We start from the raw sequence: 19,459 nt of genomic DNA on the forward strand, positions 1-19,459 counted from the left end.
AGCCTCACCCGACGGCTGGAGTCAACGCATAGAGCCTCCACCGATCCCGGAGCGGTTCACAGTCGACAACTTCCGCCGTTCTGGCCATGATTGGCCAATGCCCGAGTTCAGTTGGCCGGACCGCTCCCAGATGCCGACCTCGGATGCCGTAGACCGGAGCTGGCCAGCAACCGTTTCTGCACTGCCCCTCGGGTCTCATGTCAGCGGACTGGTCATCGGCCGACAGCAGTTCGGCGTCTTCCTTCTCCTCGATGGCGTACCGAATGCAGTCGGCCTCGCCGAGATCACCGCCATGCCTCACCACATGGAACTGCCCGCCGTGGGCTCCACCGTCACCGGTGAGGTGATCTGGCACGCAGACCACAACCGCCAGGTGAAGATCAAACTCGATGAATGGAACGTGCCCGGCTGATCACCTCCCGGGCACGACAACACTGCACCACAAGCGCACCAGACAGGGCGGGGAACCACGGGGAATCACGGTGAAGGCAGCCGAGCCCGGCCAGGTCCGGGCCCAGCTATTCGTCCAGGTCGGCGCCCCCCCAAGTGACCGCAGCTTCCCAAGTTGAGAGCTCGGATGTCAGTGCCAGGTGCTAGCTTCCGCCGTCCAAGGGAAACAAGCACATACGCCAGGGGAGACCGGGGTATGGACACAGCCACGCCGCGTGGTTCAGGTGGATGCTCCCTCTTCGGTGTCGCGGTGGCCGCCGCTGCCTTCGTCACCGTGTGGTGGGGGTGCACCGCGCTGATCACCGAGAATTTCGGGAATGACTGTCTCTTCTACTTCGGCGTTACCGGACCACAGGCCGAGCACTGTTACCGGGTGAACGACCGAGCGGAGGCATGGCTGCCCTGGCTGGTGTCCGCCGCATGGATCAGCACGCTTTTGAACCTCCTCCTGCCCCGATGGTTTCTTCTGGGGCGGCGCACGGCCGCCGGCATCGCCGTCGCCAGCCTGATCCTCGCCGTAGTGCTCGGAGCCCATGCCATAGCTGTCTCTGGGCCCTGAGCGGCCACCAGCACGTGCGTGAGTGATCAGCCAGCCGTACAGCAGCGAAGTACAGCAACCGCCATGGCCCCGGCCGACCGCCCATAACCCTCAGCAGCCAACCGACCAGCCCACCAGACCTCAATGACCACCCAGCCGAGAGTTCGGGGCGAAGAGGTCGTGGGTTCAAATCCCGCCACCCGGACAGGGAAGTACCAGGTCAGGGGCCTAATCCGCTTAGCGGGTCGGGCCCGTGAAGTGGTTCCTGGAGATCGCTTGCGAGAAATCTGGGAGAAGATCTCGGTCGAGGTCTCCCAAGGCGTGACCGTTGAGGCTGTGTGCACTCCCACGGCTGAGGGCACCCGGACCTGCGCGTTCGCGAATCCAGCTCCGTAGCTGACCAGGAACACCGTGCCCAGCTGCCAGGCAACGGGCAGACCGCCCAGCTCGAACGGATAGGCCGCGACGATCCACTCGGCCCCACGCAGCCCGTCCCGGCTCACGTAGAGAAGGGTGTGACGGGAGGTGGGCCACATGCGCCAGCTGAGGTCGGACAGGGTGTCGTCGATCCGCTCGGCGAGCACACCGTCGTCACCGGCCAGAGACGCGGGGTGACCCAGTACACCGGATCCGGCAAGTTTGGTCGGGAGCGGTCGCTGGAGTGGTGCGGAAGCAGGGGCGCCTCCATGGGCTCGCAGGGTGGAACACTGGCTCCAGGATCACTGGCATCACCTCGTTGACCAGGTCCTCCGGCAAGGTGTTGCAGGTTGACATAGCTGCGCAGCTGCTCACCAGTCGTGTCGGGATCTTTCCTGTCTGCCTGCGGCGAACTGGTGGATAGATGGACATGTAGGGTCTCAAGTTTCGCGTCGGAATCTCACGCCTGGTGCCGGGTGGAAGTCGGATCCGACCTGGCGCTGAGACGTGCAGCCGCGCCGGGAACAGCGGGTCCGGCCGGCACTGTTGCATCGACCGAGGGACCGGCGCTGCACGGGCGGGGAACTCGGAAACCACAAGATCGTCTGCCCCGACAGGATCCGGGCCCGAGGATCGCGGTACGCCCGCCGCGCACTCGGACCAAGACGTATTTCTGCAGGAGGACTGCTTGATGACTGACCGGCCCCTGACGCTCATGGCGGTGCACGCCCACCCCGACGACGAGGCCACCGGAACCGGAGGGGTCCTCGCGCGGTACGCGGCGGAAGGCATCCGCACGGTTCTCGTGACGTGTACCGACGGCGGTTGCGGTGACGGACCGGGAGGTGTCAAGCCGGGCGATCCCGGGCACGATCCGGCCGCTATCGCCTTGATGCGCCGCCAAGAACTCAAGGCGAGCTGTGACGTCCTGAAGGTCAGCGATCTGGAGATGCTGGATTATGCCGACTCCGGGATGATGGGCTGGCCGAGCAACGACGCACCCGGGTCCTTCTGGCAGACCCCCGTGGAGGAAGGCGCTGCCCGACTCGCGGAACTCATGCGGCACTACCGACCTGATGTGGTCGTCACCTATGACGAGAACGGCTTCTACGGCCATCCCGACCACATCCAGGCCCACCGCATCACGATGGCGGCGCTGGAGATGACCGCGCTGACACCGAAGGTGTACTGGACCACGATGCCCCGCTCGGGGATGCAGCGGTTCGGGGAGATCATGCGCGAGTTTCATCCGGACATGCCGGAGCCGGATCCTGCCGAGGCCGCCGCGATGGCCGAGATCGGCCTCCCCGACGATGAGATCACCACGTGGGTGGACACCACCACGTTCAGCGGCCAGAAGTTCGACGCGCTGGCCGCGCACGCCAGTCAGGGCGAGAACATCTTCTTCCTCAAGATGGGCAAGGAGAGGTTCGGCGAGTTGATGGGCATGGAGACCTTCGTACGTGTCCAGGACACCACCGGCGCGGCCGTACCCGAGAACGACCTCTTCGCCGGACTGCGCTGATCCACTCATCCGGAGCGGAGCCCTGGAGAGCTCAGCTGGCACCAGCCAGTGCGGAATCAGCCCGGCGGATTCGGGCTGAACCGCAGGCGTTGAGCCGTAGAATTCGGCAGCCAACGCCGACGAGGTCCGGCCGTTGCGCGCGCTCGCGGGGGAGGAGATCGGATGCAGGACCCTTCGGACTCGATGGAGATCGCCGAGCCTGAGGAGAACGGCCGGGGCAATACCGCCGACTCACCTGTTGTGGACGATACGACGTCCGACTCGGACATCGACTCGACGACGGCGTCGACGGTCCTGGTGGAGGTGCTTCCAGGGGTGGCCGTCGTCGCCGGTGAGGTCCCGCCGGAGCTGAAGCCCGATCTGATCGACTTCGGGATCGTGCCGGCTGCCGACCGCAAGCAGATCTCAGCGATCCTCGCCTCGATCGGGAACGCAGCGACCGTGGTCGGCAATCTCGGAAACGCGTTCGCCGGCGTGCAGGGGCTGTACAGGATCGGCGACACGGCACAGGCCCTGCTGAACAGCGGCGCGACGCTCGCCATCAAGGACGGCGGGAACCTCGGAGCGGTGATGGTTCCTGGCCGCATCCTGCATCAGGCCCGCTTCCACTCCGTGAATGCGGTGAGCAAGGCGCAGACCGCGGCCTCGATCGGGCCGGCGCTGGCCATGGTCGGCCTTCAGATGATGCTGAGTGAGGTCTCGGGCCTCGTGAGGACCAACCTCGCGGTGACAAGTCAGGTCCTCACCGCCATCCGCAAGGATCAGTGGGCCGAACTGACGGGGCTCGTCGCCGCCATCGATCGCGCGGTCGACCAGGCACGAGAGATCGAATCGGTCCCGACGTCCTTGTGGGAGGACGTCGCGGGCAGTGGAGCGCTGCTGCAGAAGCAGCTTGAGCTCTACCAAGGGAACGTCCGCGACCACGTCAGGCAGACCGGTCGGCCCGACGCACGCAGCCACCGTGAGTATCTGCAGACGAACGCCGAGGCGATCGCCTTCGATGCCTACGCCCTCCTGTCCTCCCTCAAGGCATGGACCGGGTATCACGCGCTCCGGGCCGCAAGGGCGAGAGCCGCTGGACGCGAAGACGCCGCCGAGGCGCAATACGCCGAGGTCATCGCGCGCGACACCCGCGCGGAGTTCGACTCCGCTCTCGCCGAGTCGACGAGCCTCGTCGACGCGCTGACGCGGGAGCTGCGGATCACCGCCGAACTCCCCGGACCCGACGCATGGCCGCTGCCGGGGAAGCGGAAGGACGTGAAGGCGGCCCGCGAAACCTCTGCCCGTCTTCTGGAGGCGATCGAGCCTCTTGCCGACGCTCTCCATCCGCCGGCCCCTCCGCTCGAGGCTCCGGGCGTCGTCTGCGCACCCGAATCGCTGGATCGCGAGCCGTACCTTCGCATTCTGCGATGGCTCCTCGAGGACGGTGAGGCCCTACGTGTCCTCGGCTTCCCCGACCAGCTCGATGCCCTCGGTCCCATTTCTGCGATCGTCGGCGGAGCGAAGGAGAAGTTGGCGGCAGCGAGGGACAAGGCTGCGGCAAAGACACTGGTCGCCGTCACGGATCGCCGCATCATCACGGCCAAGACGAACGCATTCCTCGAGCAAGCCGAGATCCGTCAAGTCATCCCGATCGACCAGGTGCGATACGTCCGAGCAACGACCACACAGGACAGAAACGCGCGCTTGGCGATCGACCTCATCACGCGCGACGAGAACATCCGGTGGCTCTTCCACGCTGACATCGACAACACTCAAGTGGACGCGCTCGCCGCCGTGCTTGCCGAGTCGATGACGATCCCGGACGCTGAACGCGATGAGCTTCAACGGCGGCGCTACGCCCCCATTGAGGCGGGCGAGAAGAGCGAGAGTGCTGGCACGGGGTCTACCGAACCGACTGGATCCGAGGCCACGACCTGCGATGCCGAGTAGGCCCCGAGCCGATTGACCAGTTCGTGGCCGGGGCCGATCGGGAAGCAGCCACCGCGTGATCATCAGAGGTTGCGTGGACTTCTGAAGATGGTGCCGTGGCCGTGGGCCAGCGCGCCTTGCGGAAGCTGGTGCACCCCATGGCGCAGACGCGCCCTTGACCAAGGTCTACGAGGGCTGTTCCGTTAGGGAAGTTGGGGAGTTCTACTCGGGGGTTGCCTTCGTGACCAGGTCGGTTGGCAGTGCGTGGTGTCTCATCAGCGGCACCAGGGGGGAATCGGCCGCTCCCCTGGCTGCTAGGGCCTCCGTATGAGACTCCGGCGCGGGATCGCGATCGCCGTCGTCGCCGGAGGCGGCGCTGTGACCACCATGCTGACGCAGACCGCCCCCCAGCAGCCGCTGAAAGTCGTCCACCCACTTGGTGGCGAGGTTCGCCGGGCACACGATGATCGCCCGCTTGATCAGGCCGAGCCTCTGCATCTCACGCAGATACAGACCCGCCATGATCGTTTTTCCGGTACCCGGCTCGTCGGCCAGGAGGAAACGCAGTAGGGGCTGGGGAAGCATCGCTCCGTAGACGGCCGTCGTCTGGTGCGCGTACGGCTTCAGCGGTGTGGCTGCCATCGCGCTGGACTCGGCGTTGGTCGCCGCGGCGTTCATCCACTGTGTCCACATGGCCGCCAGCACACGTGCGGAGTCAGCCTTCCCGTCGCTGACGAGAGGCCGCACGGTCTCCGTGTCTCCAGCTGCCAGATTCACTTCGTGACGACGGTCTTCGTCGTCGACCAGGATGAGGTCCCATGACCCAGGTTGATCTCCGGGCAAGGCGAACCTGAGTGTGGCGAACTCCGGTACGCCAGCGGCCTGAACCCTTACTCTCTGACCACGCTCAAACGTGCCTTGGGACTGCATGCTTATGCGTCAGCCTCAAGGCTCGCCGGAACCCAGCTGAGACTGGCCGGAAGCCAACCCACTGGACGTGGACAAGCCATGACCTGGTCCCTCCCCCTCGGCCAGACGCGGTTCCCCAACCTGCGACTTACTAATGGACTGTCAAATTACAGTATCTAGTTGCTACTTCCAATATGACGAGCATGAAGGGGGTGCAGGGGCCGCCGGCTCGGGTCGAAGAACCTCGCCGGACCTGGCCAAGCAGCTCAGCGGCGCCCGCAAGGACGACTGGACGAGCCTCCACACCCTGCTGGGTGCCTTCCCATCCGGACGGTGGACGACGTACGGCGACGTGACGACCGTTATAGGCAGCCACGCCGTTCCGGTCGGCACCCGCCTGGCCACCTTCAGCCGATGCCCCAACACCTGGCGGGTCCTCACCGCTACGGAGGGTGCCGGCTTCCGATGGGCCGACCCGACACGCACTCTGGAGGAAAACCTGCCCCTCTGGCCAGCACTCGGATCGCTGCAGGGAGAATGGAGTCCGGTGGCGGTATTCACGAGGTGACAACGGCATGGACTCTTTCGAGTTGGGGCGGTTGACGGACCATGACTTCGAGGTGGTCTGCCGTGACCTGTTCAGCGATGTCCTCGGTATCCCTCTGGAGATCTTTCCTCGCGGCCGGGACCGAGGCATCGACCTGCGGCACACCGGCCCCTCGGGGACGACCGTTGTGCAGTGCAAGCACTGGCCGCGCGCGACCCAGGCGACGCTGATCAGGCGCCTGATCAAGGATGAACTGCCCAAGGTCCGCGCGCTGGCACCCGACCGTTACATCGTCGCCACGACGGTCGGTCTGACCGTCGACGGCAAAGAAGAGCTCTGCGGTGCCTTCGCCCCGTACGTGCGCGACACCGGCGGCCTGTACGGCGTGGATGAGATCGTCGCCGAGCTGCTACGCCGTCCGGACCTGGTCCGTCGGCACTTCCGGCTCTGGCTGAGCAGCACCTCCGTCCTTCAGACCGTGCTGAACCAGGACCGGTACCTGCGCTCGTCGTGGCTTCAGAAGCGGCTACCGGGCATCGCCGACACCTTCGTCCCGCACGAGGGCTTCGAGCGAGCCAAGCAGCTTCTGGACACCCAGCAGGTCTGTGTCATCGCTGGCATCCCCGGGGTGGGCAAGACGACGGTGGCGCTGATGCTCGCGGCCTGGCTGATGGGCAACAACTACGAGGTCCACGAGATCTCCCAGGACGTCGACGAGATCGGCACCCTTTGGCGCGACGGCACGCGGCAAGTGTTCCTATACGACGACTTCCTGGGAAGTACGACCCTTGATACGCCGTTGAACAAGAACGAGGACAATCGCCTGCTGTCAGTGATCCGGGAGATCCAGGAGACGCCCGGCAAGGCGCTGGTGATGACGACCCGCGACTACCTGCTGGAGCACGCCCGTCTTCGGCACGACCGGCTGGCGGAGCCGGACGTGTCGGACGCGGTCAGTGTGATCCGGCTGACCGACCTGGATCTGCAGGTACGGGGCCAGATCCTCTATAACCACGTCCACCACTCTTCCCTGCCGCAGAATGACAAGCGCCGGTTCGCCGATCCGGCGGTCTGGCGTCCGGTGGTCCAGCACAGGAACTTCAATCCGCGTCTGGTCGAGGAGACCCTCCGGTTGTCCGCGCGCCGGGGTCAGGACGTCGGCGCAGCGATGCTGGAGAACCTGGACGATCCGCGCCGCGTCTGGGAGCGCATCGTGGAGAACGAGCTGTCGGACGAGGCCGTACACATGCTGGAGGTGCTGTTCACCTTCGGGTCCGCACCGTTGGAGGACCTTGAGGAGTCCTGGCACTGGTACCGCGAGGAGATGGACCAAGCGGCGGACGGCCGGACGTTCCGCAGGGCGCTGCAACTGCTGGACGGCACGATGGTCACTATCGAACAGGGACGGGTCGCGTTCCACAACCCATCGATCGAGGACTACGTTCGCTTTCACCTCAACGCCGACCGAGCCCATTTCCTGGAGCTGATCAGGGCCATCGTCCAGGGAGAACAGTTGCGCCGACTGGTCGCGGCGGCACGCATGGCCGACGGCGCAGGGATACTGGCCAGACTCAGGGAGCACGAGCTGGCCGTGACCGCTGCCGCCCGTCAGGTGGAAGACGACCTGGAGATGGGGCTGTTTGATGAGGACGAGAGCCTGTCAACCCATCTGGAGTGGACCCTAGGGGCAGCCGAGTTGCTGGACTCGGCGTCACTGGCCGCGTACGTGACCAAGGAAACGCTCCCCTCGTTTACGCACTTTTCCCCCATCTCCCACTTGGTGAGCCTGGCCAACTCGCTGAGCGCAAGCCCGCTGGTGCCGCAGGAACACGCGGAGCGGTTCGTCGAAGAACTGACCGACCGGATCCAAGCCGAACTGCTGGAGAGCGCCGAAGTCGGCGACTGGTACCGGTCCAGCACTCTGTACGACCAGCTGCAGTCGATACCGTCGGCGTCGGACCGTGAGCCGGTGACCCCAGTCCTCGTGCGGTGCGCCTTGCAGGAGCTGCGCCGATTGGCCGCCGAGCCGGAGCAGGAACCGCATGCCGCGAACCTGGACCTGATGACAGAGCTGTTGGACTTCCTCTGGGAGCAGGAAGCCGAGGATGAGCTGCCGGAGGAGTTCGCCGTCGTACAGGACCGTGCCGAGCGTGTGAGAACAGCCCGGGATGCCGAGCGAAACGAGAGGCTCCGGCAGTATCAGGCCCAGCGGGAACCGGCCGAGCGTTCCGATAAAGCACGTGATCGCGCGCTGGTCACCGAGCTGATGCGCAAGCTCGAGGACACGCCCTGACTCATTCCCGCTGGGAGCCATCTGGGAGCCGCCCCCACGCCCCAAGCCCCTTCCAGACCACCCGACACCACCGCATTCCAACGCCCTGACCAGGCAAGACAGCAAACAGGCCGGTGATGATCATGCCCGAACCTCATTCGGGACGAAGAGGTCGTGGTTTCAAATCCCGCTACCCCGAGGCCGGTCAGAGGCCGCATACGGATTTCCGTATGCGGCCTCTGTCGTGTCCGGGGGGGCCAACCAGGGGGCCGAAACGGAGTTGATCAGGCCGCCGTTGCCTTCCTTCGCGTCTGAGTAGCGTCCGCCGCCGTTTCTGAGTAGCGCAACGCATGCCGTGTCCCCTGCGTCCCAGAGATCGTGGTGACCGGCTCCTCGGGCACAGCGCTTGGGAAGGGTCCAGCCTCTGTCAACAGATCGGATAACGCCGTGAGTTCCTCTCGTCGCAGCCGCGCCGTGCTTACCCTGGCCGTCAACAACTGGGTGTCGCGTGGCTATCTGGCCGCAGTGGTGCTCACGGGCGGATTTGCGCTCTACGAAGACGTTTTCGTGAGTCACGCCGACGCTTCCATGGCGTATGTCGTGCCCATGCTGCTGACCGCCCCGCTGAACATGCTGTTCACCGTCGCGCTCGGCTGGATACCCACGGACGCCCCCTTCTACCTGGGCATCGCGGTCGGGGCGCTCGTGAACGCCGTCATCCTGGGTGGGATCGTCCGCGCGGTCAGCAGGCGCCAGGGGTCGTCTGTGCGTCCCGCCACCATGGCCTGAACTCGTCATCACGAGCGCCTCGCCTCACCGCCCGGCCACTCATCACCCCTCCGAACGGCGACCGTCGCCTCGGCATGGCCGTCTCGCCGTCGTCCTCACCGGCAGCTCCCCCGGCACTGTCAGGCGGTGGGCGGCGGTCGGGCCCGAACGGGACTACCCCGGCTTGGCTACGCTTGGGATTAAGATCCCATTGCGGGGCAAAGTCGGACAGATTGGTGAGGGACCGGAGATGGTTCTCGGTGCCGGCCTTCCAGCCGTGATGCACGGGTCCCTCGCCCGCGCGTCTGCGGCGATCACGGTTGCCGCCGGTCTGGTCCTGGCCGGGGCTTGCGGCGAGGACGGTGGGGATGGTGGGGACGGTGATGACAGCCTCGCCGTCGGTGTGCTGCTCCCGGGTGGTGGGGCCTCTCGCTTCGGGCAGTTCGACAGGCCGCTGATCGAGAAGCGGCTGAAGCAGGTGTGCCCGGACTGTCCGGCGGCGACCGTCGCCGCCACGCCCGAGCCGGCGGTTCAGCGGCAGCAGCTCGAGGCGATGATCACCAGGGGTGTCGATGTCCTGATCCTCGCCGCCGTCGATCCCCAGCTGCTGCGTTCGTCGGTCGAGGCCGCGCACCGGGCCGGTATCCCGGTCGTCGCCTATGACCGGCTCGCGCAAGGACCGATCTCCGGTTACATCACCTTCGACGGTGCGCAGGTCGGCAGGCTTCAGGGCGAGGCGCTCCTGAAGGCCATGGGCACGAAGGCCCGCGGTGGCCAGATCGTCATGATGAACGGTTCCACCACCGATCCCAATGCCGGCTGGTTCAAGCGGGGATCGCTCTCCGTGCTCGAGGGCAAGGTGGAGATCGGCAAGTCCTACGACACCGTCGGCTGGCGGCCGGAGAACGCCTACGTCAACATGACCGGCGCCATCGCCGCCCTGGGCGCGGGCAACATCGACGGCGTTCTGGCCGCCAATGACAGCCTCGCCGGCGCCGTGGTCTCCGCCCTCAACGCCGCCGAGGTCAGACCGCTGCCCCCGATAACCGGCCAGGACGCCGATCTCGCGGCCGTGCGTCGCATCGTCAGAGGCGACCAGTACATGACCATCTACAAGCCCTTCAAGCCGGCGGCCGACGCCGCCGCCGAGATGGCCGTCGCCCTGGGGCGCGGCGGCACGGTCGGGTCCATCGCCACCGGCACCGTCGACAACGCCACCACGAAGGACATCCCGGCGGTCCTGCTCCCGTCCGTCTCGGTGACTGTCGGCAACATCAGGAACACCCTGGTAAAGGACGGTATGTACACCGTCGAGCAGATCTGCACTCCGAAGCTCCGGTCCGCCTGCGCCAAGGCCGGACTCACCTGAGGAGCATTCCTCGAAGGCGGAAGGAGGTGGCCCTGTGCCGGTTCAGCCCCTGCTGACGCTGCGCGGCGTCTCCAAGCGATTCGCTGCCGTCCAGGCGCTGGTGGACGTCAATCTGGAGATCAGGGCCGGGGAGGTGGTCGCCCTCGTGGGTGAGAACGCCGCCGGCAAGTCCACCCTGGTCAAGGTGATCTCGGGGGTCGGTCCCGCCGACAAGGGCGTCATCGAGTGGCAGGGCGAAGCCGTGCAGATCAAGCGTCCCCAGGACGCCCAGGTCCTGGGGATCGCGACCGTCTACCAGGACCTCGCGATGTGCGGCAACCTCGATGTCGTCGGCAATCTCTTCCTCGGCCGGGAGATCCACCGACTCGGCATCCTCGACGAAGTGGAGATGGAGCGCCGCACCCGCGAGCTGCTGCACACCCTGTCCATCCGCATCCCCGACGTGCGGGTGCCGCTCGCCGCTCTGTCCGGCGGCCAGCGGCAGGTCGTCGCGATCACCCGCTCGTTCCTCGGCTCGCCCAGGCTGCTCCTGCTCGACGAGCCCACCGCCTCCCTGGGCCTGGAGCAGACCAGTCAGCTCCTCGATCTCATCGAGGAGCTGCGCGACCGGGGTCTCGGGGTGCTCCTCATCAGCCACAACATGGGGGACATCAAGGCGGTCGCCGACCGGATCGCCGTCCTGCGTCTCGGCCGCAACAACGGCCTCTTCGACGTGAACACCACCTCCCAGGAACAGATCATCTCCTCCATCACCGGTGCGGCGGACAATGCCGTCGCCCAGCGCCCGGCCCGCTCTGAGGAGGCACGGCCGTGAGGTGGAGGCGGAACCGGGCGCGCGCCACCGATGCCGTGCCTGTCGCCGCCGACCCGCGCCGCGACGAACGCAGGCGGTACACCGGACGGATCGGCGCATACGCCGGCGCGGTGCGCCGCAGACTGCACGAAAGTCAACTCGGCCCGGCCCCGGCCCTGCTCGCTCTCGTCGTGACCTGGGTGGTCTTCCAGAGCCTCAACGACAACTTCCTCTCGCCGCGCAACCTGTCCGTCCTCAGCGTGGACATCGTCGGGACCGGCATCATCGCCGTCGGCATCGTCTTCGTGCTGCTGATCGGCGAGATCGACCTGTCGGTGGGCTCGCTCGCCGGCCTGGCGGGCGCCGTGTTCGCGGCGCTGCATGTGAACCTCGGAATGCCGGAATGGCTCGCTGTGATCATCGCGGTGCTCTGCGGTGCGGCCGCCGGGGCAATCCACGGGTTCTCCTTCGCCAGGATCGGCGTACCCGCGTTCGTCGTCACCCTCGCGGGCCTGCTGGCCTGGAACGGCCTGATGCTCTACCTGCTGGGGCCGGAGAGCACCATCCACTTCAGCGAGGACGGGTTGGTCGCCATGCTGACCAGCCGCTACTTCAGCGCCGCGGTCGCCACCTACGGCCTGGCGGCGCTCGGCACGGCCGCGTACCTCCTCGTCTCCTACCACGACCGCAGGCGCCGCAGCGCCGCCGGGATGCCGTACCGGCCGGTGGGCGAGATCTGGGCGCGTACGGCCCTCCTCGCGGTGGTCGCGTTCACCGCCGTCCATGTGCTGGGCCGGTTCGAAGGCCTGCCGCTGGCGCTCCTGATCTTCCTCGCCGTCATCGTCGTCTCGGACCTCTTCCTGCGCCGCACTCCCTACGGCCGGCAGGTCCTCGCCCTGGGCGGCGGTGTGGAGGCGGCCCGGCGAGCCGGCGTCGATGTGGCGCGCGTACGGATCCTGGTGTTCACGGCGTCGGGGGCCCTGGCCGCGGTCGGCGGCCTGTTCGTCGCGTCGCGGCTCACCTCGGCGAGCCAGGTCCCGGGCTCCGGCATGCTGCTGATCAGCGCCATCGCCGCTGCCGTCATCGGCGGCACCAGCCTGTTCGGCGGACGGGGCTCGACCTGGTCCGCGCTGCTGGGGGTGCTCATCATCCAGTCGATCGCCTCGGGCATGGCGCTGCTGGGAGTCGAACCCCCGATCCAGTTCATGATCACTGGCGGGGTGCTGTTCACCGCGGTGGTCTTCGACTCGCTGGCCCGGCGCGCCGCGGAGGCGCGCTGGCGGACCTGAGAGACGCCGGGACACCGGCGCACCGGGCCGGCCTCTCTGATCGGTTCCAGAACCCCGCCGACCGCCGAGTCCCAGGTCTCCCAGGCCCGATCCCTCACCGCAGGTCGAGCCGCATCAGGATCCGCGGATGCCCCGCCAGCACCGACGTCGTGTCCGCGGCGTGGGTGAAGCCCGCCCGTTCGAAGTTCTTGCGGAGGCCGGCGTACGCCATCGTCAGGTCGACCTTGGCGTCGCCGTTGTCGAGGGGATAGGCCTCGATGGCGGGGGCGCCGTGGGTGCGGGCGAAGTCGACGGCGCCGGCGATGAGGGCGTGGGAGATTCCCTGCTTGCGGTGTCCGGGGCGGACGCGGACGCACCAGAGGGACCAGACCGGGAGGTCGTCGACGTGGGGGATCTTGCGGTTGCGGGCGAAGGAGGTGTCGGCGCGGGGGGCCACGGCGGCCCAGCCGACCGGGTCGTCGCCGTCGTAGGCGAGCACGCCCGGTGCGGGTCGGGTGCGGCAGAGCTCGGCGACGTACTCGCCGCGGGCCGGTCCGCGAAGTTCGTTGTTGAGCTTGGAGGGGATGCGATAGCTCAGGCACCAGCAGACGTTGGCTCCGGGTGACTTCGGGCCGAGCACGGTGCGGACGTCCTCGAAGACCGACGCCGGGCGCACTTCGATGGTCATGTCATCACGATGTCACGGTGTCCGCGGCCCCGCCGCGGCAGCGCTCCCCCTGCACGCCGCACCGTTCGGCACCGGTCCCTCCCCTCGTGCGGACCGCTGCCGAACGGTGCGGGTGGCGTCGATCCGCGCCGGTTCGGGGCGGATCGAGGATTGGCTGGAACAGTGGCCGGCGCAACGGCGGTCGCACGGTGCCGGGCCGCGGATCTCCCGAGCTCACGCGGGGTCGGCCGAGCGGCGTCCGGCGTTGCGCTCGTACCTCGGGATCCTGCCAGTTGTGGCTCGAACCGAGGAGTCTCCGGTGTCCGGTCACCGACTTAACCGCAGGTCAGCTGTATAAAGTGACTTTTCCGGTCCGGATACCAGACGGCGAGGGAGTGAGGGGTGGAGACCTTGGGTTCCGGCTCAGGGGCACGCACAGCCTTCGCGGAACGTCTCGCACTGCTGTACAAGGAGGCCGGCAACCCTCCGCTCAAACGCGTGTCCGAGGCGGTCGCCCGGCTTCAGCGGATCGACGAGCGAGGGCGGCCCGTGCGGGTGTCCGCTCAGCGGATCAGTGACTGGCGGCGGGCCAGGAACGTACCCGCCCAGTTCACCGCGCTGGCGGCGGTGCTGCAGGTGCTGATTCCCGACGCGCGGCGGTTGCGGCCCACGCCGGTCTCTCCGGGTCTGTACGACCTCGTCCAGTGGCAGCGTCTGTGGGAGCGCGCCGTCGCCGACCCGGTCGGGGACGGTCCGGCGCCGTCCGAGGAGGACAAGCCCTCGGGTGAGACCCCGGCCGTTCCCGGTGGGGTGTGCCCGTATCGGGGGCTCGCCTCGTACCGCCGGGAGGACGCCCGGTGGTTCTTCGGGCGGGAGCGCAGTACGGAGGCCCTGGTCGCGCAGTTGCGTGCGGCGGAGGAGACCGGGGGCCTGGTCATGCTCGTCGGCGCCTCGGGGGCCGGGAAGTCCTCCCTGCTGAGCGCCGGTCTCGTGCCCGCGCTGCAGAACAGCGGCACGACGGGTGCGACGGGTGCTCCGGGTGACGCGGACAGCCACGGCCGGAAGGTGCTGCAGCTCGTCCCCGGTGGTGATCCGCTCGCCGAGCTGACCCGCTCGATCCCCGAGCTCGGTCAGGTCGTCTCCGCCGACGAGGAGGCGCCGCAGCCCGGTGCTCCGGGCTTCGCCCAGGCCGTGCGGGACGCCGTCACCGCCTGGGCGCACGGCGATGCCACCGACTCGGCCCGGCCCGTCCTCATCGTCGACCAGTTCGAAGAGACGTTCACCCTCTGCCCCGACGAGGGGACCCGGCGCACCTTCGTCCAGCTCCTCCACGCCGCCTGCACACCCGCCGGCCCGGACACCCCGGCGCCCGTGCTCGTCATCCTCGGCATCCGCGCCGACTTCTACGAGCGGTGCCTCAGCCATCCCGAACTGGCCGACGCGCTGCAGCACCGGCACATGGTGCTCGGGCCGCTCACCACCGCGGAGCTGCGGGAAGCGGTGACCGGGCCGGCCAAGGCCGTGGGGCTGGAGCTGGAGCCGGGGCTGGCCGAACTGATCGTCCGGGAGGTGAGCGCCGACGGTCCGCGCGGGGCGCACGACGCCGGTGTGCTGCCGCTGCTCTCCCACGCCCTGCTCGCGACCTGGCAGCGGCGCAAGGCGGGGAAGCTGACGCTGGCGGGCTACCGGGCGGCCGGCGGGATCCAGGGCGCGGTGGCGGCGACCGCCGAGCGGGCCTGGTCCGGCCTCGATCCGGCGGCGCGGACGGCCGCGCGGCTGCTGCTGCTCCGGCTGGTGCGGCTGGGGGAGGACACCCAGGCCACGCGCAGGCGGGGGACGCGGCGCCAGCTGGCGGCGGAGTCGACGGATCCGGGCAAGACGGAGGAGTCGCTCGAGGCACTGGTGCGCGCCCGGCTGGTGACGCTCGACGCGGAGACCGTGGAGATCACCCATGAGGCGCTGCTGCACGCCTGGCCGCGGCTGCGCGACTGGATCGACGAGGACCGCAACGGCAACCTGCTGCGCCAGCGGCTGGAGGAGGACGGCAGGGCCTGGGAGGGCTCGAACCGCGACGCGTCGCTGCTCTACCGGGGCTCCCGGCTGGAGCAGGCCCGCGAGTGGGCGAAGACGGCGGGCGACACGTATCTGACCCGGAGCGCGGTGGACTTCCTGGCGGCGTCCGTCAGGCTGCGCAAGCGCACGGTGTGGATCAGCCGTGCCGCGGTGTCGGCGCTGGTCGTCCTGGCGATGGTGGCCGTCGGCGCGGCGGTCGTCGCGTGGCAGCAGCGCAACGACGCCGTGTTCGAGCAGGTGGTCGCGGAGGCCGACCGCGTCCAGTACACGGACCCCTCCCTCTCCGCCCAACTCGACCTGGTGGCGCACCAGCTGCGGCCGGACGACGCGGGCACCAACAACCGGCTGATCTCGATCGTGAACGCCCCGCTGGCCACGCCCCTGCTCGGCCACACCGGCGCCGTCTACCTCACCACGTTCAGCCCGAACGGGCAGCTCCTGGCCACCGCCAGCTACGACCGGACCGTACGGCTGTGGGACGTGCGCGACCCGACGCGGCCGAAGGCGCTGGGCCAGCCCCTCACCGGTCACGCGAGCTGGGTGAGCAGCGCGGTCTTCAGCCCGGACGGCCGCACCCTCGCCAGCGCCGGGGACGACGGCACGATCCGGCTGTGGGACGTACGGGACCCCGGCCGGCCGAAGCAGATCGGCGCGTCCCTGACCGGGCACGAGGGCACGATCTATCTGCTCGCGTTCAGCCCGGACGGACGGACGCTGGCCTCCGCCGGCGAGGACCGCACCGTACGTCTGTGGAACATGGCCGATCCGGGGCGGCCGAAGGCGCTCGGTCCCCTGACCGGCCACACCGCCGCCGTGCGGTCCGTGGCGTTCAGTCCGGACGGGCGGACACTGGCGTCCGGTGGCGACGACGACACGATCCGGCTGTGGGACGTGGCCGATCCGGGCCGGCCGAAGGCGCTCGACACGTTGACCGGCCACACGGATCTGGTGCACTCCGTGGCCTTCAGTCCCGGCGGCCACCTTCTGGCCAGCGGCAGCGCGGACGACACGATCCGGCTCTGGGACGTGTCCGACCGCCGTCATGCCACCCAGCTCGGAGCGCCGCTCACCGGCCACACGGGTCCCATCTGGTCGGTGGCCTTCCATCCCGACGGCACCATGCTCGCCGCGGCCAGTGCCGACAGCACGGCGAGCCTGTGGAACGTCAGCGATCCGGCGTACGCCGCGCAGGTCGGCGAGCCCCTGGCCGGAAGCAGCGGCGAGATGTACGCCCTGGGCTTCAGCCCCGACGGCCGGACCCTCGCGACCGGGAGCGGCGACAGCAAGGTCCGGCTGTGGTCGATACCGACGTCGGACATGGTCGGCCGCAGCGGTGCGTTCCGCCCGGACGGGCGGGTGCTCGCCACGGCCGCGCGCGACGGCAGCGTGCGGCTGTGGAACGTGGAGACGCCCGACCGGCCCGTGTTGCTGAACGAGCCGTTCATGCCCGGGGACGGTGGCCAGCGCTCCCTGGTGTTCTCCCCCGACGGCCGCACCCTCGCGGTGCTGACGGGCAGCCGGGCGGTGCATCTGTGGAACGTCACCGACCCGGCCCGGCCGGTCTCCTACGGGCCGCCCCTCGTCCTGGTGACCCGGTTCATGGGCCCCGAGGCGCTGGCGTTCAGCCCCGACGGCCGCACGCTGGCGACCGCCTACGACGACCGTACGCTCCAGCTGTGGAACGTGGCCGACCCGTCCCGCCCCCGGCCGTTCGGCGCCCCGCTCACCGGCCACAAGGGCTACGTCAACGCCCTCGTCTTCGCCCCGGACGGCCGCACCCTCGCCAGTGGCAGCGCGGACGGCACCATCCGTCTGTGGAAGGTGACCGACCCACGCCGTGCCACTCCCCTCGGCGCCCCTCCCCAGCGCCACCTCGGACCGGTCAACACCCTGGCCTACAGCCCGGACGGCCATACGCTGGCCAGCGGCAGCGACGACGACACGGTCCAGCTCTGGAACGTCGCCGACCCCCTCGACGCCGCCCCGCTGGACCGGCCCCTCACCGGCCACACCGAGGCGGTCGTGTCCCTGACGTTCAGCGAGGACGGCGACACCCTGGCGAGCGGCGGCAACGACAACACGGTGCGGCTCTGGAACGTCAGCGATCCGTCCGACGCGTCCCCCATCGGCCAGTCGATGAGCCCGAACGCCAAGACCGGCAACTTCCTGTCGTTCAGCCCCGCGAGCCACATGCTCGGGGTGTCGAGCGGCACGGACACCGTCCGGCTGTGGAACCTCGACGTCGACGAGGCGATCGAGCACATCTGCTCGACCACGCGGGGCGTACTGACGCAGGACAAGTGGCAGGAGTACCTGCCGCGCCTCTCCTACGAGCCGCCGTGCGAGGAGTGACGGATGAGCGACAAGGGAGTGATCCGTGTCACATCAGCTCGATGCAGCCGAGCAGTCCACTCCCACCGGTCAACCAGCCTTGTTAGCCTTGGCCACAGCTCGGCCGCTGGTGCATCCCCCGTCGCCAGCGGCCGGGCGTGAACGTGAGAGAGGCCGTCCTCCGGTCGGAGGGCGGCCTCTTCTGTGCGCCGTAGGCTGGGCCGGTGCCAGACGAGCAGAACGGGAACGACGGCGACGTCGTCCGACGCCCCCGCAGGCCGGCGGTCCGCGACAACCTGCGGCACCAGTGGGAGAAGGACCGGGCGCGGGCACCGCGGGACGAGCGGGCCGGAACCGGGGCGACGGAGCGCGACACCGGCCTGGAGTCCCAGGACCTCGTCTTCCACGCGACGTACCGCGAGATCGAGGCACCCCGGCACCTCGCGGAGGCGTTCGGCGTCCCGGAGGGCACCGTGCTCCTCGAACGCACCTACCGGACCCGGTACGCGGCCGAGAGCGCGCCCTTCGACCTCGTGACCTCCTACCTCGTCCGCGACCTGATCGCGGCGAACCCCTGCCTCCTCGACGAGACCGAGGAGCCGTGGCCCGGAGGCACGCAGAGCCAGCTCTTCACCGTGGGCATCGAGGTGGACCGCGTCGAGGAACGCCTCACCGCCCGCCCGCCCACACCGCGGGAGACACGAGAGCTGGACCTGCCGGCCGGGGCCTCGGTGATCCTGCTCCGCAAGACGTCCTACGACATCGACGACCGCGTGGTGGACATCGCCGACGTCACGCTGCCCGGCGACCGCACGGAGCTGCTCTTCACCACGCGCCTGGAAAGGTGGTGAGTGCCGCCGTGCACCGGCGCGTCGCCGTCATCACGGCTGTCCACGCCCCGTCGGCCCCCTACCTGCCGGAGGCCTACGCGTCGCTGTGCGACCAGGACCTGCCCGACGGCTGGGAGTGGCACTGGGTGATCCAGGAGGACGGCACGACGGACGCCGTCGGTCCGTACGTCCCGGACGACCCGCGCGTGACCTTCCGTCAGGGACGTCCGGGCGGGCCGGGTGTCGCCCGTACCATCGCGCTCGCCCACGCCGAGGGCGAGTACGTGAAGGTCCTGGACGCGGACGACCGGCTCACGCCCGGCGCCCTGGACCGCGACCTGGCCGCCCTCGAAGCCGACCCGGCCCTCGGCTGGGCGACCTCCCGCGCCCTGGACCTCCTCCCCGACGGGTCCACGGTCGGCTTCCCGGGAGATCCCCTCAACGGCCCGATCGAGCGGGGGGACGTACTCGACCGCTGGAAGGCGAACGGCTTCCGGGCACCGGTGCACCCGGCGACGCTGTGCGTACGACGGGACCTGCTGCTCGCCCTCGGCGGGTGGATGGCGCTGCCCGCGTCCGAGGACACCGGGCTGCTGCTCGCGCTCGACTCGGTGAGCCGCGGATGGTTCTCGGCGGAGGTGGGGCTGCTGTACCGCAAGTGGGAGGGGCAGGTCACGGGACAGGCGGCGCACGTCGATCCCGCCGAGCGCGACGCGCGGATGGCCGTCGTGGAGGCGCGGGCGAGGGCGTTGGCGCGCTTCGGGTGGCGCCGGCCGACGGCCGGCTGACGG

At 68.9% G+C, this 19,459-nt stretch carries 13 protein-coding genes and 1 pseudogene; 12 read left to right on the forward strand and 2 right to left on the reverse strand.

What is annotated here, in order from left to right; all coding sequences use genetic code 11:
* The 4 genes and pseudogenes from IE263_RS48125 to IE263_RS00020 form a co-directional block, all read left to right on the forward strand.
* Positions 1-412 (forward strand): annotated as a pseudogene (locus tag IE263_RS48125) (hypothetical protein); the annotation flags it as partial.
* Between the two features lie 234 nt (positions 413-646).
* Positions 647-1,009, forward strand: a complete 363-nt coding sequence (locus IE263_RS00010) for a hypothetical protein (RefSeq protein ID WP_189930938.1) — start codon at positions 647-649, stop codon at positions 1,007-1,009.
* Positions 1,010-2,096: 1,087 nt separating this feature from the next.
* On the forward strand, positions 2,097-2,930 hold the full coding sequence (locus IE263_RS00015; protein WP_189930940.1) for a PIG-L family deacetylase: 834 nt from the start codon (positions 2,097-2,099) through the stop codon (positions 2,928-2,930).
* A gap of 162 nt (positions 2,931-3,092) precedes the next feature.
* On the forward strand, positions 3,093-4,862 hold the full coding sequence (locus tag IE263_RS00020) for a hypothetical protein (RefSeq protein ID WP_189930942.1): 1,770 nt from the start codon (positions 3,093-3,095) through the stop codon (positions 4,860-4,862).
* Positions 4,863-5,063: 201 nt separating this feature from the next.
* Here IE263_RS00020 and IE263_RS00025 read toward each other — a convergent pair whose 3' ends face one another.
* Entirely contained in the window at positions 5,064-5,771 is a 708-nt protein-coding gene (locus IE263_RS00025; RefSeq protein WP_229910715.1) for an SNF2-related protein, read from the reverse strand.
* A 554-nt stretch (positions 5,772-6,325) separates the two neighbouring features.
* On the opposite strand from IE263_RS00025, the gene IE263_RS00030 reads away from it, so the two are divergent.
* From IE263_RS00030 to IE263_RS00050, 5 genes are all read left to right on the forward strand, one after another.
* Positions 6,326-8,590 (forward strand): nSTAND3 domain-containing NTPase, encoded by a 2,265-nt coding sequence (locus tag IE263_RS00030; RefSeq protein ID WP_229910716.1) that lies wholly within the window; start codon positions 6,326-6,328, stop codon positions 8,588-8,590.
* A gap of 426 nt (positions 8,591-9,016) precedes the next feature.
* Positions 9,017-9,358: an SCO4225 family membrane protein gene (locus IE263_RS00035; RefSeq protein ID WP_189930944.1), complete on the forward strand. Its 342-nt coding sequence runs from the start codon at positions 9,017-9,019 to the stop codon at positions 9,356-9,358.
* A 229-nt stretch (positions 9,359-9,587) separates the two neighbouring features.
* The gene (locus IE263_RS00040) at positions 9,588-10,706 is read left to right on the forward strand and encodes a sugar ABC transporter substrate-binding protein (protein ID WP_189930946.1); all 1,119 of its coding nucleotides are present in this window, start codon (positions 9,588-9,590) and stop codon (positions 10,704-10,706) included.
* A gap of 34 nt (positions 10,707-10,740) precedes the next feature.
* Entirely contained in the window at positions 10,741-11,520 is a 780-nt protein-coding gene (locus tag IE263_RS00045; protein ID WP_189930947.1) for an ATP-binding cassette domain-containing protein, read from the forward strand.
* Positions 11,517-12,788 (forward strand): sugar ABC transporter permease, encoded by a 1,272-nt coding sequence (locus IE263_RS00050; protein WP_373311817.1) that lies wholly within the window; start codon positions 11,517-11,519, stop codon positions 12,786-12,788. The genes IE263_RS00045 and IE263_RS00050 overlap by 4 nt, the downstream gene beginning before the upstream one ends.
* Positions 12,789-12,882: 94 nt before the next feature.
* Here the strand turns inward: IE263_RS00050 and IE263_RS00055 are convergent, their stop codons facing one another.
* Positions 12,883-13,455 (reverse strand): GNAT family N-acetyltransferase, encoded by a 573-nt coding sequence (locus IE263_RS00055; RefSeq protein WP_189930949.1) that lies wholly within the window; start codon positions 13,453-13,455, stop codon positions 12,883-12,885.
* A 381-nt stretch (positions 13,456-13,836) separates the two neighbouring features.
* Between IE263_RS00055 and IE263_RS00060 the strand changes: the two genes are divergently transcribed.
* The 3 genes from IE263_RS00060 (at position 13,837) to IE263_RS00070 (ending at position 19,456) form a co-directional block, all read left to right on the forward strand.
* Positions 13,837-17,859, forward strand: coding sequence for a WD40 repeat domain-containing protein (locus IE263_RS00060; protein ID WP_189930951.1), 4,023 nt, complete (start codon positions 13,837-13,839; stop codon positions 17,857-17,859).
* 203 nt (positions 17,860-18,062) lie between these two features.
* Positions 18,063-18,689, forward strand: coding sequence for a UTRA domain-containing protein (locus tag IE263_RS00065; protein ID WP_189930953.1), 627 nt, complete (start codon positions 18,063-18,065; stop codon positions 18,687-18,689).
* On the forward strand, positions 18,686-19,456 hold the full coding sequence (locus tag IE263_RS00070) for a glycosyltransferase family 2 protein (RefSeq protein ID WP_229910717.1): 771 nt from the start codon (positions 18,686-18,688) through the stop codon (positions 19,454-19,456). The genes IE263_RS00065 and IE263_RS00070 overlap by 4 nt, the downstream gene beginning before the upstream one ends.
* The last annotated feature ends 3 nt before the right edge of the window (positions 19,457-19,459 follow it).

This window comes from Streptomyces aurantiogriseus, assembly GCF_014649375.1.
Lineage (GTDB): Bacteria > Actinomycetota > Actinomycetes > Streptomycetales > Streptomycetaceae > Streptomyces > Streptomyces aurantiogriseus.

Coding starts and splice junctions, on each gene's coding strand:
- IE263_RS00010 (WP_189930938.1), top strand. CDS start 647: ATGGACACAGCCACGCCGCGTGGTTCAGGTGGATGCTCCCTCTTCGGT.
- IE263_RS00015 (WP_189930940.1), top strand. CDS start 2,097: ATGACTGACCGGCCCCTGACGCTCATGGCGGTGCACGCCCACCCCGAC.
- IE263_RS00020 (WP_189930942.1), top strand. CDS start 3,093: ATGCAGGACCCTTCGGACTCGATGGAGATCGCCGAGCCTGAGGAGAAC.
- IE263_RS00025 (WP_229910715.1), bottom strand. CDS start 5,771: ATGCAGTCCCAAGGCACGTTTGAGCGTGGTCAGAGAGTAAGGGTTCAG.
- IE263_RS00030 (WP_229910716.1), top strand. CDS start 6,326: ATGGACTCTTTCGAGTTGGGGCGGTTGACGGACCATGACTTCGAGGTG.
- IE263_RS00040 (WP_189930946.1), top strand. CDS start 9,588: ATGGTTCTCGGTGCCGGCCTTCCAGCCGTGATGCACGGGTCCCTCGCC.
- IE263_RS00055 (WP_189930949.1), bottom strand. CDS start 13,455: ATGACCATCGAAGTGCGCCCGGCGTCGGTCTTCGAGGACGTCCGCACC.